This window comes from Streptomyces sp. WM6372 (genome assembly GCF_001279655.1).
Lineage (GTDB): Bacteria > Actinomycetota > Actinomycetes > Streptomycetales > Streptomycetaceae > Streptomyces.
This window is the reverse complement of record NZ_LGDB01000189.1, coordinates 63,925-77,750: the sequence shown is the minus strand read 5'-3', so window position 1 is coordinate 77,750 and position 13,826 is coordinate 63,925. Positions and strand designations below refer to the sequence as shown.

The window sequence follows — 13,826 nt, the reverse complement described above, 5'->3', positions numbered from 1 at the left end:
ATCGCCACCAGGTACGACAAGACCGCCCAGGCCTACCAAGCAGCCGTCACCCTCGCATCGCTCCTGATGTGGGCGTGACACTTTGACGACAACTCCTAGTGACCTGAGTCAGAGATTTGGTGGCAGTAGGAGGCGACTTTGTCGAGGATCTCGTCGGCGGTCTTCGTCCAGACGAAGGGCCTGGCTGGTCGTTCCAGTCGCCCAGCCAGGCCCGGATGTCGCGTTCGAGGGCCTGGACGGAGCGGTGCACGCCCCGCTTGAGCTTCTTTTGCGTGAGTTCGGCGAACCACCGCTCCACCAGGTTCAGCCAGGACGCGCTGGTCAGCGTGAAGTGCAGGTGGAACCTTGGGTGGGCCAGCAGCCACCGCTTGATGTCGGGCGTCTTGTGGGTCGCGTAGTTGTCCAGGATCAGGTGGACCTCCAGCCCGTCGGGGACCGCCTTGTCCACTTTGGCGAGGAACTTCTTGAACTCGGCGGCCCGGTGGCGGCGGTCGAGGGAACCGATGACCTTGCCGGTGGAGACCTCGAGGGCTGCGAACAGGGTGGTGGTGCCGGCGCGGATGTAGTCGTGGCTGCGGCGTTCGGGGACGCCCGGCATCATCGGCAGGACCGGCTGGGACCGGTCCAGGGCCTGGATGTGTGACTTCTCGTCCACACAGAGGACCAGGGCCCTCTCCGGCGGGTCGAGAGAGAGACCGACGACATCGCGGACCTTGTCGATGAACAGCGGATCCGTCGACAGCTTGAACGTCTGCGAACGGTGCGGGGCCAGGGCGAACGCCCGCCAGATCCGGGAGATCGCCGACTGCGACATCCCCGTGGCCGCGGCCATCGACCTGGTCGACCAGTGCGTCGCGTTCTTCGGCGTCTCCTCCAGGGTCTTGACGATCACCCGCTCGACGTTCGCGTCGGTGATCTTCCTCGGGACACCGGGCCGTGGCTCGTCGTGCATGCCCTCCAGGCCGCGCTCGACGAACCGGCGGCGCCAGGTGCGGACCGTGTCAGCGGCGATCCCCAGACGACGCGACACTTCCGCGATCGAGTGCCCTCCGCGGACTCGAGCTTCGGACCCGGACGACTCATACCGAACCTACGACTCAGGTCACGAGGTGGTGGGGAGGAGACCGGCGACGAGGACGGCGAATTCCTCGGGGTCGAGGATGCGGATGCCCAGTTCTTCGGCCTTGGTGCGCTTGGAGCCCGCCTTCTCGCCCGCCACCACGAGGGTGGTGCGCTTGGACACCGACGACGATGCCTTTCCGCCGGCCCGCTCGATCAGCTCGTTCATCTCGTTCCGGGACAGCACCGCAAGGGCGCCGGTCATGGAGCCGGTCACCACGACGGCCTGTCCGGCCAGCGGGCCGCCCGCCGAGTCCTCGCCGTCGTTTCCGTCGTCTCCGTCGTCTCCGTCGGTCGAGGGCTTCTGCGGCTCGGTGACCTGCGTGCCGACCTGCTGGGCCTGGAGTCTGTCGAGGAGCGGGGCGAGTTCGACGAGTTCGGCCGCAATGACGCGGGCCTTCTCGGTGCCGATGCCGTCGACCTCGGCCAGCGTGTCGGCGTCGGCGGCCCGGATCGCGGCCATCGAGCCGAAGTGCGCGGCGATCCGGCGGGACATCGTGCGCCCGGTGCCGCGGACACCGAGGGCGCAGAACACGCGGCTCAATGCGGCCCCGCGGGCGGTCTCGATCGCGGCCAGGAGGTTGGCGGCGCTGGTCTCACCCATCCGCTCCAGGCCCAGGAGCTGCTCGCGGGTCAGCGTGAACAGGTCGGCGACGTCCTTGACCAGACCGGCCTCCACCAGCTGGACCGCGCGCGTGCCGCCGAGACCTTCGATGTCGAGCTGGTCCCGGCCGGCCGCGTAGATCACCGAGGCCACGGCCTGACAGCTCCGGCCGCGCACGCACCGCCACCGCTGCTCGGAGGTGTCGATCGCGTCGCCACAGCGGGGGCACGCTTCGGGGAAGACGATCGGGCTCTCGGCGCCGGTGCGCTGGTCGGCCAGCGGCGCCTCGACCCGGGGAATCACGTCGCCGGCCCGGTACACGAACACCTGGTCGCCGATCATGAGCCCGCGACGGGTGATGTCGGACGGATTGTGAAGCGTGGCGTAGGTGACCGTCACCCCGTCGATGACCACGGGCTCCAGGACGGCGCGCGGGGCGATGATCCCGGTCCGGCCGACGTTCCACTCCACCGCCAGCAGGCGCGTCACCTTGTGTTCGGCCGCCAGTTTCCGGGCCACCGCCCACCTCGGGGCGCGCGAGCCGTTGCCGGCCTGCCGCTGGTCCTCGGCCGTGTCGGCCTTGACGACGACACCGTCGATCCCGAACGGCAGGTCGCCGCGCAGGCCGGCGATCATGTCGATGCGTTCCTGCACCTGCTCCACGGTCTCGCATCGCATCGGGGCGGCGGCCGTGCTGGCGGCCGTGTTCGCGCCGAGCGCGGCCAGGTTCTCCAGCAGAGCGACGTGGCCGAGGTCGTCCAGGCCGATCGCGCTGTAGGCGAAGAAGGTCAACTCGATCCGGTAGGGGCGGTCCTTGGCCCGCAGCGTGCCGGCTGCTCCGCTGCGCGGGTGCGCGAAGGGCGTGGCCGCGTGGGCGAGCCGGATCCGGTTGGCTTCCTCGAACTGCGCGGTCGTCAGGAGCACCTCGCCGCGCAGCTCGACATCGATCGGCTGGGTGAGTACCGGGGGCAGACCGAGGACGGCGTCGGCGGCGTGGGTGATGTCCTCGCCGGCCAGGCCGTCGCCGCGGGTGAGGACCTGCATGAGCCGACCACCCCGGTACCGGGCGGCCACCGCGAGGCCGTCGAGCTTCGGCTCCACACACCACCCGGCCACAGGGTGCCCCAGACGCCGTTCCAGCCCTGCGGCCCACTCGGCGAGCTCGTCGGCGTCGAAGACGTTGTCGAGGGAGAGCATCGGCACCGAGTGCGGCACGTCACCCTGCACAGCCCCGCCCGCCACCTTCCCGGTCGGCGACTCGGCGAGCACCTCGTCCGGGTGGGCCTCCTCGTAGGCCGCGATGGCGCGCAGCAGGCCGTCGTACTCGTCGTCACCGAGCGGGGTGGTCCCGTCGCCGTAGTACGCGGCCGACGCCGCCACGGCGGTGGTCACGGCCTTCACGTAGGCGGCAGGAGAGAGCAGAGCACTGTTTTCGGTCATGAACGTCATCATCCTGCCCCCCACTGACAATGCCACCGCCCGACCCCGCCTTGCCGCCACCCCGCAACCGAGCCGCCCTGCGGCACGGGGCGGGAACGGCAACAGCTGCTGATCAGCATCAGCACCGTCCTCCCGGCCGATCACCCGGACCGAAAACGGCTCGCGGCGGGTCGCACGGACGCACACCGTGACCTGCGAGGATGGCGCCGTTCCGACATGTGGAGCGATTCCTGCCGGCTGGCCATGAGGGAGGTATCGTCGTCCGGTCACGGACGGCGATCGGAACGTCTGCTCACCCCAGGGGGAAACCACCATGACTGATCTGAACTCGCTGCGGGCAAGCCTTGCGTCCGGCGAGCACGAGTTCGCCGACACCCTGGCCTTCGTCGCCGCACATTACGAGTACCAGCCGCAGGCGTTCCGCAACGGGGAACTGGAGAATGCCACGGGTGAGAACGAGGGTTCCTGCAAGACGCTGGGGCTGGCCCTGCTGGAAGGGCTGAGCGACCAAGAGGCTCTGCTGGCATTCGGTGAGCACTATCGCAGTGTGCTGGCGACGCCGGAAGACACTGATCACGGCAACATTCGCAACCTCATGGTCCACGGCCTGGCAGGGGTGAGCTTCGCCGGGCAACCGCTGGCCCGCAAGAGCTGAACAACGAAATCCGGGCGAGTACCAAAGGTCACCTCCACCGCCCCGTCCTGGCGGCCTCGCCTCGTGCCGCGGTCGCCGGCAGCACTGCCTACAGCGGCGGCTCGGGCTGGGGCTGGGGCTGGGGCTTGCCGAGGCCAGCGCCGCGCACGGCCGGCATGTGCTCGCAGCGTCCGGCCCGCGGTGTGAAGGCAGCGCCGGTGGACTTCCCCATGGAGCCGAACCGCTTCCCGTCGTGCAACTGAGCTCGGTGCGTTTCCGAGCGGTGGCTCCGTCCGAGACCGCGCGATCAGCCCTCGACCGGGTGGCGGACTTCTACCCGCCAGAAAGACCAGTGGGAGCCGGTCACCGACCAAGGCTTGTCCGGCCGATCATGTTCGGAGCCAGATGAAACCGGTCCGGCCACGGGCAGGACCGGCAAGGGCGACTTCAGTACCTGTCTGGCCCGGGTCTGCGCCGGGTCACCAGCACGACCGCGGGTCTTGTACGTGCTCTGGCGAGTGCCGGTCTTCTCCCCTGCCCAGGCCGGTCCGGACCAGGAAGCCGGGGTCCACGTCCCATGGCGGGGCAGCGATGTGCACCCGCTGGGTGCCGGGGATGCCCACCTCGACGAGGGCTCCGCCGCGGAACATCCACAGACCGAACAGGTCGTCGTCCTCGTCGTGCAGCATGACCTGTACGCAGGCGGGCTCGTTCCACGGCAGGGACTCCAGGTCCTTGAGCACGCCGCGGCGCCGGTTCCACCGCTCGAACTCGATGTGCCAGCCCCCTACGAACCAGGGTATCCGCGCAAAGCAGCCGTGCCAGGTGCGGGCCTCGTCCGGCCGCGTCAGCGGCTCCATCACCTCGTCCTCGTATCGCGCCAACACGATGACCTGCGCCATTCTGCTCATGCCCACATGTCACACCGTGCCGGGTACCGAGGGCAATCGGTTTCGGACCCGGAGCCGTCGGGGCTCCTTCCGTACGCGGAGTCCGCCGCCCAGGACGTGCCCGGGCGGCCCGTTCGGCGGTGTTGCGATTCTTGTACGGAGCCTCGTCGAAGCCGGGTGGTCGTCCGCCGCGTGAGCCGTTGCGCAGGCGGGCGGCCTGGCTGTCGGTCTTCTCCGGGACCGTGTGCCGCCCGTCTCCGGTCCGCTCGATGGATGCCTCGTCTTCACGAAGGAGGCGTCGCGCCCAGGAACGTCAACAACGTCCGCCTGAAGCCCAAGAGGCCGACCGCCCTCTTCGTCGGGGTTGCGAAAGGCGTCAGCCCGTGGGCGTGCCGATCTGGTCGCGTTCCAGGACGGAACGCAGCTCCGAGAGGGCCTGCGCGGCGGCCGTCATGGGGGACGCCTTGAGTGCATCTGCGATCAACTCGGCCAACCGCTCGGCAAAGGTACCTTCCGCCGCGTCGACCAACTGCAGGCCCTCGTCGGTCAGTTCCAACAGTGACGACCGGCGATCCGACGGGTTCGGCATGCGGGCGACCCATCCCTGCCGCTCCAGTCGGTCGACGCCCTTGCTGGTGGACCCGATGCCGACGGCGAACTCGGCCGCCAGATCCGCCACCCGGGCCCCGGGGTGGTCGCGGAGGTGGCGCAGGAACTCGAATTGGGACGTGACGATCCCGTGCCGCTCGCGGAGACGGTCGTTGAGGGCGTTGTACAGACGCGTCTCACATCGGACGAGGTCGGCGAAGAAGCTCGGGAGGTCGACCGTCTCACCGCTCACTTTAGATGCCATGGCATATAGTCTACGTTAGATGCCGCGGCATATAGTGCGGAAGAAGCTACTTACGGCAGGAGCACGCGTCATGAGCAAGGAACAGCGCACGCAGGTCAGCGCGATGCTGCGGCAGCCCCGGCTCGACGGCCCCCAGTCGGTCGAGGCGATCCGAGCCGGATTCAAGGCGATGATGGCCCCGATGGTCGTCCCGGACGGCCTCCGCATCACCGAGACGACGCTCGGCGACCGACCGGCGCTGTACGTCGAACCGGGCACCGAGAAGCGCACCGGGACGATCCTGTACTTCCACGGCGGCGGCTGGGTGTTCGGCTCCCCGGAGACCGCGCTGTCGCTCACGGGGAACCTCGTGGCCAGGACCGGGTTCACGGCGTACTCGCCGGACTACCGGCTCGCCCCCGAGCACCCGTTCCCGGCCGCGATCGAGGACGCGCTGAGCGCCTACCGCGCCCTCCTCGACAGCGGCGAAGACCCTTCGGCCATCGCGTTCGCCGGGGACTCCGCCGGCGGCGGCCTCAGCGTCACCACCTGCCTCGCCGCCCGCGACGCCGGTCTCCCGATGCCCGCCGCGATCGTGGCCTTCTCCCCCGGCCTCGACGCCACCCGGACGGGCGAGAGCATGGACTCCAAGGCAGGCATCGACCCGTTCTTCACCCGCGAGAGCCTGGGACGCACCGGGGCCATGTACCTGGCGGGAGCCGACCCGCACCAGCCCATGCTCAGCCCCGCCGTCCTCGCCGACCTGACGGGCTTCCCACCGATGCTCCTCCAGGTGGGCACCGACGAAGTGCTCCTGGACGACTCCACCCGCATGGCCGCCCGCGCCCGCGCGGCCGGAGTGGACGTGATCCTCGACATCACCGCCGACGTACCCCACGTGTTCCAGTCCTTCGCCGGCGTGCTCGACGAGGCCGACCAGGCACTGGACCGGGCAGCCCTCTTCCTCACGCAGCACGTCCGCATTCCCGGCACTGCGGCCAAGTCCGCCCGGTAAAGGTCGGAGCCCTCTGGCCATACAGCCGGCTGGACGGCTCCGACCTCCGCGGTGAACAGGCGCGTCCGTGCTTCACCGCCACCGGGATGTGGCAGGTCCCCGGACCGGCCGGGCAGGCCCAACAGATGACGCCCCACACCCGTGGAGCCAGGTGTGGGGCGTCATTCGGAGCACAAGGTGAGCTTGTCAGAACAGGTTGCGCTCCGCGAAGTCCTCGACTTCGTCCCATGTGAGGACCGAACACTCACCCGAGTTCAGGTCGACGGCGTACGGCAGGTTGCCTGCGAGGCGCATGTCGTCCTGCCCGCTGTCGAGGTAGTCCGTGTGGTCGTACGGGACGATGAGCCGGCCCTGTTCGACGAAGGCGGCTTCCGGAATGACGCGCACGTCCGAGGAGTCCCAGCCCTGGCTGTCCTCAGCCAGGACATCCGACGCCACCTTCAGGGCTTCTTCAACGGTGAGCATGGTCAGTTCGTCCTCATGATGTACCACTCGTCGTACCGGTCCACGAACGGCCTGGGTTTCCCGTTCTGGAAGTCGAGGAAGATGACCTTTCCGTCTGTATTGATCACGTTGTAATAGTGCCCGATGCCTTGCTTCGGCCATGCCCCGACGATGGCTCGCGCCCCGGGCCCCCAGCGGAGCATCTGGTTCACCAGCGGGGTGGCCCCGTTCATCTTGACCCAGGGCTTGCCGGTCCTCTCGGACATCTGGGCACGGGTCAGCGGCATGTCCGCCCCGGCAACGGGCAACTTGCCGTCGTCCGGGGTGCGGCCGGTCGGGTCGGTGAAGCGGGTGGGCGAGTTGTCGGCGTACGCGTACGCCGAGACGTACGGCTTTCCGGCCGGAAGGGCCGCCGGGTCGGTTCCGGTGAGCCGGCCGGTGGTGGGGTCGTAGTTGCGGGCCCGCAGGTAGTAGCCGGCCGCGCTGGTCGCGGGCTCGGCGTAGGCGCCCGTGTAGGTGAAGGGATTGGCGGGTGGGTTCGCTGCCGTGTCGGTCCTGGTGGCTTCACCGAACGCGCTGTAGCCGTAGCGGATCCGCGCCGCGCCGCCCGCGTCGGTCACGTCGGTGACGGAGCCGAGCTGGTCGTGGTGCAGGAAGTAGCCGCTGCCGCCGATGGTCTCGGCCTGGATCTGGCCGAGCGGGTTGTACTGGTATTCGGCGGTCCGTGTTCCAGCGGCGTCGTACTCGGCACCGATGGCGGGCAGGTCCGCGTTGACGTCCCAGGAGGAGGTGCGCAGCGCCGTGCCGTTCTTGGCCGCCTTGGTGCGGTAGCCGTCGGTGTCGTACGCGAAGGTGTACGTATCCGCGCCGGCGGTGACGGAGATGAGCTGGTTCTTCGCGTCGTAGCCGAAGGTGTTGGCGCCGTCCGACGTCTGGTTTCCGTCGGCGTCGTAGGTGAAGGCGCGGTTGGTGGCCCCCGCGGCGGCGTTGGTGAGTTGGTCGGCGGCGTCGTACGTGTAGTGGGTGGCGCTGCCGCCCTTGGTCTGGGTCGTACGGTTGCCCACGGAGTCGTAGGCGTAGGTGGTGGCGGCAGCGAGGTCCGGGCAGGTCGCGGCCTGCGTGGTCGAGGTGCAGTCCGTGAGGAGCCGGCCGGCGCTGTCGTATCCGTAGTACTGGTAGCTCGACGACTGGCCGGCGCGGGTCGCGGCGATTCGGGTGGCTCGGCCGGCATCGTCGAGAGTGAGCTGCCATCCCGAAAGGACGTTGCCGCCCTTGGTGTTGGTGATGGAGGTGAGCCGGCCCGCGTTGTCGTACGCCCGGTTCTCGACGTGGCCGTTGGCTGTCGGGAGCGTACTGCTCGTCAGCCTCCCGTCCGGGTCGTAGCCGTAGGTGATGGTGCCCGCGGAGCCGGACTGACTGGTGCGCCGCCCGTCGGCGTCATAGCCGTAAGCGACCTTGTCGCCGCCGGGCGGGCCCGTCGTGATGGCGGCACCCGTCAGGTTGCCCTTGCCGTCGCCGTTCCACTTGCGCAGGACGTACGGTTGCCGACCGCGTCGTGGGCGTACACGGTTGCGTTGCCGCGGGGAGAGGTGGTGGAAACAGACAGATCATCTGTCGCAGGCCGGCCATGGCGGAGTGCAACTCGAACAAATGGCCGAGGGTGGCTGTCCGACGATCTCCCTCCCCCCGGCACCGTTCCGTCCGCAGCACCGGGCAACAGCTCTTCCCCCGCCGTGGGCCAGGGCGGGGGCGGGCGCGGGGCGGGCGCGGCGCGTGCAACGACGAGGGGCCGGTTCTGCCACTGCCGCTACAACCGGGCGGACGCGTTCTTCGGGCTCACCTACGCGGTGCTGAGAGCCGATGGTCCGAGCGCGAGGCCGCCACCGCCCGGCAGAAGCCGCCACGCGAGCCCCCGGCATGGCCGGGAAGGTGCGGGATCGGTGTCGGCCGGCCCCTGAGCCGCCACCACACCGGGGACTGCCGGGACACCGGCCACCGCTGCGACCCGGCGACGAGCTCCGACCCACCTCGGGCTCGACGGAGCGGGTCCGGTCCTGTTCCTGGTGTCACGCCGTTACCCAGGTGGGTGGCGAGTGGGTCTGTCGCGATAAGCCCTCGCTGGTCAGGCGTGCTTGTCCGATGGCTGCTGGGCAGGCTGGACCGACCAGCTGGGCGGCTCGTCGTCGCCCGAGTCCTCGTCGCGCTCCGCGTCGGCAGCTGTCGCCTGGATCTTGCCCGACGCGTGGTGGACCGGCGCGTAGACGGCGTAGAGCTGCAGGGTCTCCTCACCGATGTTGGTGACGTTGTGCCAAGTGCCGGCGGGCACGAAGATGGCCCAGCCGTCCTCGACCTTCCGGTCGAAGTCGAGTCGATCCTTCGTGCGGCCCATCTGGACGCGGCCCCGGCCTGCGTCGATCCGCAGGAATTGGTCGGTCTCCGGGTGCGCCTCCAAGCCGATGTCCTCACCCACCTGGATCGACATGAGGGTCAACTGAAGGTACTTCCCAGACCAGGCGACCGCGCGATAGTTCGTGTTCTCAAGCGTCGCCTTCTCAAGGTCGAAGCTTTGATGATCCGGCCCGATGTCCTTGATGGTCATGCTTCTCTCCCGGTCAACGAAGTCGGTACGCAGTACACGGTTGCGGTCTTGTGCCAGCCCACGTCAATACTCTCAGAGCCCCAGGCTCTTCTGGCCACAGGCACGCGCGCGGCTACCGCACAAATGACCCGCGACCCGTTGCCGCATTCCGCCGTGCGTCCGGTCGTGTAGCCGGGTGCCCGGTTGGTGGGTGAGGGGACCGTGACTGTCTGAGGGAGGGCGATCGCCGCAGCGACCTGCATCAGACCATGGCCGCATCGAAGTAGTAGACGCTGCCCGGCCCACATGGTGACCGCCGCTGCGCCCGCTGCGCCTCCGCGTTCGGCGCGGGCTCTGGGCATGAGGTTCAGCTACCCGTAAGGTCCGCGCTGAGCGTGGTGCGTGGAACACAGACGACTGCGTCGTAGGCGTCCAAGGCCGCCACCGGCAGGAAGCCGTCGTCCATGCGCATCTGAGTCGGCTCCGGCAGACCATGCTGTCGTGCGTGCGCACGCATGACCCGGGTGTCGACCATGCCGGGTGCTGTTGACGTTGCTGCGAACAGCGCCTCCACACTGTTGGGTACCACCGCAGGGGCGTCGATCGCGCTCTGGCGCATCCCGGCGGGGTGAGCCGGATCAAGCTCGTTCTTCACGGTCCTGCCGCCGCCACTGGTCATCGCCACTGAGACGTAGTCCTGTCCGAGCTGCCGTGCGAGGGCGTGCCCCATGGGCACACGAGGCAAGGGCGTGCCCTCAGGATTGGTCGTGCGCGGGATGTGGGCGTTGTGCGCGGTCAACACGATGCGGGCATCGGGGGCGGATCGCTCGAGTAGCTTCAGCACGCTGTCAGCGAGGTAGCGGTCGCGGGCGGAGAGGTCGACGGCATCCGGCTTCCCGTCGAACAGCGCAGCCATCGCACGCTGCATCTGGTCCGTACGCCACGCCGCCCAGACGTCCTGGACCACATCCTCGTACAGGGTGCGTCCCATGAAATCGATGTACGTCTCGCGCATCACCGTGACGCGGTTGAGTAGTTGACCGAGCGCCGACGAAAGGCGGTCCTGGACCGCGGTGTCCAGGCCGAGACGCGCCTGGGCCGAGGCAAGTCCCGAGCCTCCTGCAAGTGGCTCTGAGAGCTCAAGGGCGGTTCGGGCTTGGCGAGCTCCGCGGGGGTCGATGCCGGCCAGGCTGCGGGCTACCGGTTCAAGGACCGGAGCCAGCGAGCCGCCGGCCGCGGGTACGTCGAGTCCGGCGACGTGTACCGGGCGCGTTGCTGTGGTGTTGTGATCGCGCAGCCACCGCAGGGTGTCGCGGCCTTCGGCCGACTGGCTCGGGTAGCCGCCGGCATGGGGAGCGAGCAGGGCATCGAGATCTCCGTCGCCGCCTCGCGTCCACGCATCGACGGCCCGGCCGGAGACGGTCGAAAGCTCCAGGGCGTAGACGGTGAATCCGTACTCGTGGATCAGGAAGCGCAGCATTCGGTCGCGTAACAGTCCGTACTCGCGTATCAGGTGAGAGCTTTCACCCAGGGCGACCACCCGTGCATTACCTACGAGACGACCCAACGGCACCAGATCGTCAGCCGGGGCATCGGCACCGGCATCAGCACCGGAAGCGGAAGCGGAAGCGGAAAGCAACGCGGCGTTACGGGCGGTCCATTCGGCAAGGGGCGTCGGAGCATCGAGGTCCATGATCACGACCCTAACAATCGGCGACTACACGCGAAGTGGCGCTCCGCAAGGACCGTCTCGGCTCGGAGGGCGACTGGGCCGGCCACCCCAGGAAATTCGCCGAGTGGCCGTACCGCAACCTGATCGGCGAAGAGATGGCCGGCTGGGACAGCGCGGCCCGCTACCCCGGCCCCGTCCTCTTGGAGCATCTGCCCACAGGACCGGACCAGCGGACCCGCGAGGTGTACGGCCCAGAACGCGGTATGTGAGTTCCCTACCAAACGAGGCGTCCTCCAAGCCTCCGCCGGCGTAGGAGTCCTGCCGTATGGGCATCTCCGGGTGGGCTCCTCCGGCATCCCCGCCCGCCTCCCCCGGCAGGACGGCCTTGAGGGTGGTGGCACTCTCGGGCAGCCGAAGCTCGTACTCCCCAGCCTTGCCGCCGAGTGGCAGCCCTGAGGGGTGGAGTGCACTGGGCGCACCACGGAGCAGAAGTCGTGGCGCGCACAGTGCTCCGCAGGCCTCCCGCGGCGACGCTGGTGCTGCCGCTGTTACCGCCTGGCCTCCCGGCTCGGTATCCGGTTGCGGCCGGACACCGAGGGGACGTCGCGCGGCTCCGGCACCGGCTGGCTGCGGTCGACGGCTTCGTACGATCCGCTCACACTGGCGGCTCGTGTGGGGCCGCAGTGGCGCGGCCCCTGCTTGACGACCTCGATCTCCTCAGCCATGACCCACGAGTGGCGGAGGGTGACCTGCGGTCCGCCCGGGTGACCGTCAGCGGCCCAGACCAGGCTTCGGGCTCGGTGTCGTCAGCGTCCACGGCGCTCGGTGGTACTGACCTGACCGGACCCTGCCTGGCGTCCTAGCCGGATGTGTGGGCACCGGGCAGCCAGCCCAGCGTCGTGAAGACGCTTTGTCAGCCCGCCATCCCGCGTGAGCCTGCATTGCTCGGGCTCCCCATCGCGGCGGGCAAGGTGCCCGACGGCGTCAGATGCCGCCCGTCCACACTTCGGGGCCGCCCCCCTCCCACCGGATCGGCCCGTCCTCGGACAGATCCACATCCTCCAGACCGGCCCGGCGCAGGAACTCCGACACATCCCCAGGCGTAAACGCCCGGCCAAGGTCCGCGTCCACACCGAGCGCATGCACAGTGACTTTGCGCCCGCCCTGCGGCGACACCGGGTGGACCACGATCTCCGTCTGATCCGCCATACCTCCAGAGTGCGGCGTTGGCGGCCATCAGCGCGAGTTCCAGCACGATCGGCACGGCCCGGCCGGTGGACCAGCTGACCCGAACGAGTGGTGATGGGGGACGCGCCGCGTGTGTGGCCCGCGGCGGATCGATTCGCCTGGCGCGGCCCTCTTAGGGTCGGCCCCGCAGTGACCCTTGATCATCTTCAGAAGGGATCCACCCCGTATGAAGCTCCGCAACACCGTCGCCGCCGCCCTCGGCGCCCTCGCGCTCACCCTGTCGATGTCCGGGTCGGCGCTGGCCGCCACCGGCGAGTTCCACTACAAGTTCAGCGACGCCGCCGGCGACGAACTGAGCGTCACCCTGCCCGACCCGCGCAGCGGCGAGTGCATCAACCTCTACGCCGTCGACTCCTACAAGTACCCGCCCGGCTACGCCCCGCACAACGAGACCGACGCCTGGGTGACCGTCTACACGGACACCAACTGCGACGGCGACGAGTGGCGGCTCAAGCCCCACGGCCGCCAGGCGTCCGACCACCTCCTCGTGCGCTCGGTCCGATTCGACCAGCCCGTTGAAGGACGTCCGGCCGCCGGATAGGCACCCGCGTCAGAAACTCTCTCGAAAGCGGGGGCGACCGGTGGCCTCGGAGAGGCGACCGGTCACCCCCGGCCAGTCCTGGGCGCGGGTAGCAGAGGGGAGCTGCCCTGCCAACCGGGGCTGCTTCGAGTCAGGGCTTGCGGGCGAGCGACTGAAGGAATGGAAGGCCGTTCCAGGGTCCCGTGAACCCTGCTCCCGTCCCACCCTGGGGACAGCGTGCGAGCGTCGCACCTCCGGCGACGGCCAGGCAGCACCCCACGCGCGAAGGCCTGCTGCCAAAACGCTGCGTCTCAGCGATGTTTTGGGCGGCCCGGTGTTACTACCGCCAGAGCGCTCTGGTCACCGGGCCTCGCCCGCGCACGCCCTATCGACGCGGACTGAAGCGACCATAGCCACGCCCGGCCACCGCCCGGCATCAGAAGCCCAGCGTTCGCCATCCCGCGTGACAAGCGCGGGCGAGAGTTGACGCCCGACGCTGACACCAGCCACCGCCACCGGGACCCTCGCCTTCGCGCATCCCCGTACCGTCCACGCGCCGGGAGCCCAGCGTCGCAGCGACCGATGATGAGGAGCCTTCTGTTGCGTACGCAGGGGCTTGGCGCCAGCCACTGAGGAAAGCTGTCCTGCCTGCTGTCAGGTGAACAAGTGGCTGATACCGCCTCGGCCATCCGTTCCGTTCCAGATCACGGCCCCCACCCAGAGCGGGAACAAAAAGACCCGTTCCGGCAGGACTGAAGCGGCGAGGATCCAGACGACCGGCAGAGCAGCGAACAGAAGGCAGCAGGACAGTCCCCGGCCGGACGTGTGCG

13 protein-coding genes and 1 pseudogene are annotated in these 13,826 nt (G+C 69.2%); 4 read left to right on the top strand and 10 right to left on the bottom strand.

From position 1 onward, the window contains the following. Positions 1-95: 95 nt before the first annotated feature. A pseudogene (locus ADK52_RS20640) lies at positions 96-1,048 on the bottom strand (IS630 family transposase); the annotation flags it as partial. Positions 1,049-1,102: 54 nt separating this feature from the next. Continuing rightward, positions 1,103-3,172 (bottom strand): NAD-dependent DNA ligase LigA, encoded by a 2,070-nt coding sequence (gene ligA / locus ADK52_RS20635; protein ID WP_053691310.1) that lies wholly within the window; start codon positions 3,170-3,172, stop codon positions 1,103-1,105. A 304-nt stretch (positions 3,173-3,476) separates the two neighbouring features. Here ligA and ADK52_RS20630 point away from each other — a divergent pair, with 304 nt between their 5' ends. Then, positions 3,477-3,818 (top strand): HopJ type III effector protein, encoded by a 342-nt coding sequence (locus tag ADK52_RS20630; RefSeq protein WP_053691309.1) that lies wholly within the window; start codon positions 3,477-3,479, stop codon positions 3,816-3,818. Between the two features lie 458 nt (positions 3,819-4,276). On the opposite strand, the gene ADK52_RS20625 is transcribed toward ADK52_RS20630, so the two are convergent. Beyond that, entirely contained in the window at positions 4,277-4,708 is a 432-nt protein-coding gene (locus tag ADK52_RS20625) for a hypothetical protein (RefSeq protein WP_053691323.1), read from the bottom strand. A gap of 355 nt (positions 4,709-5,063) precedes the next feature. After that, a complete protein-coding gene (locus tag ADK52_RS20620) occupies positions 5,064-5,540 on the bottom strand; it encodes a MarR family winged helix-turn-helix transcriptional regulator (RefSeq protein ID WP_053691308.1) in 477 nt (158 codons plus the stop codon). A gap of 70 nt (positions 5,541-5,610) precedes the next feature. Here ADK52_RS20620 and ADK52_RS20615 point away from each other — a divergent pair, with 70 nt between their 5' ends. Beyond that, positions 5,611-6,534: an alpha/beta hydrolase gene (locus tag ADK52_RS20615; protein WP_053691307.1), complete on the top strand. Its 924-nt coding sequence runs from the start codon at positions 5,611-5,613 to the stop codon at positions 6,532-6,534. A gap of 186 nt (positions 6,535-6,720) precedes the next feature. Here ADK52_RS20615 and ADK52_RS20610 read toward each other — a convergent pair whose 3' ends face one another. From ADK52_RS20610 to ADK52_RS20595, 4 genes are all read right to left on the bottom strand, one after another. Continuing rightward, positions 6,721-6,999, bottom strand: a complete 279-nt coding sequence (locus ADK52_RS20610) for a hypothetical protein (RefSeq protein ID WP_053691306.1) — start codon at positions 6,997-6,999, stop codon at positions 6,721-6,723. A gap of 2 nt (positions 7,000-7,001) precedes the next feature. Then, positions 7,002-8,042, bottom strand: a complete 1,041-nt coding sequence (locus ADK52_RS20605; RefSeq protein ID WP_053691305.1) for an RHS repeat-associated core domain-containing protein — start codon at positions 8,040-8,042, stop codon at positions 7,002-7,004. Between the two features lie 1,058 nt (positions 8,043-9,100). Beyond that, positions 9,101-9,577, bottom strand: a complete 477-nt coding sequence (locus ADK52_RS20600) for a cupin domain-containing protein (RefSeq protein ID WP_053691304.1) — start codon at positions 9,575-9,577, stop codon at positions 9,101-9,103. Positions 9,578-9,923: 346 nt separating this feature from the next. Continuing rightward, positions 9,924-11,249, bottom strand: a complete 1,326-nt coding sequence (locus tag ADK52_RS20595) for an erythromycin esterase family protein (protein ID WP_159045999.1) — start codon at positions 11,247-11,249, stop codon at positions 9,924-9,926. A gap of 35 nt (positions 11,250-11,284) precedes the next feature. On the opposite strand from ADK52_RS20595, the gene ADK52_RS20590 reads away from it, so the two are divergent. Then, complete coding sequence (locus ADK52_RS20590; protein ID WP_053691302.1) at positions 11,285-11,497, top strand: hypothetical protein; 213 nt, start codon at positions 11,285-11,287, stop codon at positions 11,495-11,497. Positions 11,498-11,776: 279 nt separating this feature from the next. On the opposite strand, the gene ADK52_RS42465 is transcribed toward ADK52_RS20590, so the two are convergent. Together ADK52_RS42465 and ADK52_RS20585 are read right to left on the bottom strand one after the other, a co-directional pair. After that, positions 11,777-11,953 (bottom strand): hypothetical protein, encoded by a 177-nt coding sequence (locus ADK52_RS42465; protein WP_159045998.1) that lies wholly within the window; start codon positions 11,951-11,953, stop codon positions 11,777-11,779. Between the two features lie 259 nt (positions 11,954-12,212). Next, on the bottom strand, positions 12,213-12,437 hold the full coding sequence (locus ADK52_RS20585; protein WP_053691301.1) for a hypothetical protein: 225 nt from the start codon (positions 12,435-12,437) through the stop codon (positions 12,213-12,215). Positions 12,438-12,642: 205 nt separating this feature from the next. Here ADK52_RS20585 and ADK52_RS20580 point away from each other — a divergent pair, with 205 nt between their 5' ends. Next, positions 12,643-13,017, top strand: coding sequence for a hypothetical protein (locus tag ADK52_RS20580; protein ID WP_053691300.1), 375 nt, complete (start codon positions 12,643-12,645; stop codon positions 13,015-13,017). Positions 13,018-13,826 lie beyond the last annotated feature (809 nt).

Bases quoted from the DNA above. Each gene is read 5' to 3' on its own strand.
- ligA (WP_053691310.1), bottom strand. From the start codon at position 3,172: ATGACGTTCATGACCGAAAACAGTGCTCTGCTCTCTCCTGCCGCCTAC.
- ADK52_RS20630 (WP_053691309.1), top strand. From the start codon at position 3,477: ATGACTGATCTGAACTCGCTGCGGGCAAGCCTTGCGTCCGGCGAGCAC.
- ADK52_RS20625 (WP_053691323.1), bottom strand. From the start codon at position 4,708: ATGAGCAGAATGGCGCAGGTCATCGTGTTGGCGCGATACGAGGACGAG.
- ADK52_RS20620 (WP_053691308.1), bottom strand. From the start codon at position 5,540: ATGGCATCTAAAGTGAGCGGTGAGACGGTCGACCTCCCGAGCTTCTTC.
- ADK52_RS20615 (WP_053691307.1), top strand. From the start codon at position 5,611: ATGAGCAAGGAACAGCGCACGCAGGTCAGCGCGATGCTGCGGCAGCCC.
- ADK52_RS20610 (WP_053691306.1), bottom strand. From the start codon at position 6,999: ATGCTCACCGTTGAAGAAGCCCTGAAGGTGGCGTCGGATGTCCTGGCT.
- ADK52_RS20600 (WP_053691304.1), bottom strand. From the start codon at position 9,577: ATGACCATCAAGGACATCGGGCCGGATCATCAAAGCTTCGACCTTGAG.
- ADK52_RS20595 (WP_159045999.1), bottom strand. From the start codon at position 11,249: ATGGACCTCGATGCTCCGACGCCCCTTGCCGAATGGACCGCCCGTAAC.
- ADK52_RS42465 (WP_159045998.1), bottom strand. From the start codon at position 11,953: ATGGCTGAGGAGATCGAGGTCGTCAAGCAGGGGCCGCGCCACTGCGGC.
- ADK52_RS20585 (WP_053691301.1), bottom strand. From the start codon at position 12,437: ATGGCGGATCAGACGGAGATCGTGGTCCACCCGGTGTCGCCGCAGGGC.
- ADK52_RS20580 (WP_053691300.1), top strand. From the start codon at position 12,643: ATGAAGCTCCGCAACACCGTCGCCGCCGCCCTCGGCGCCCTCGCGCTC.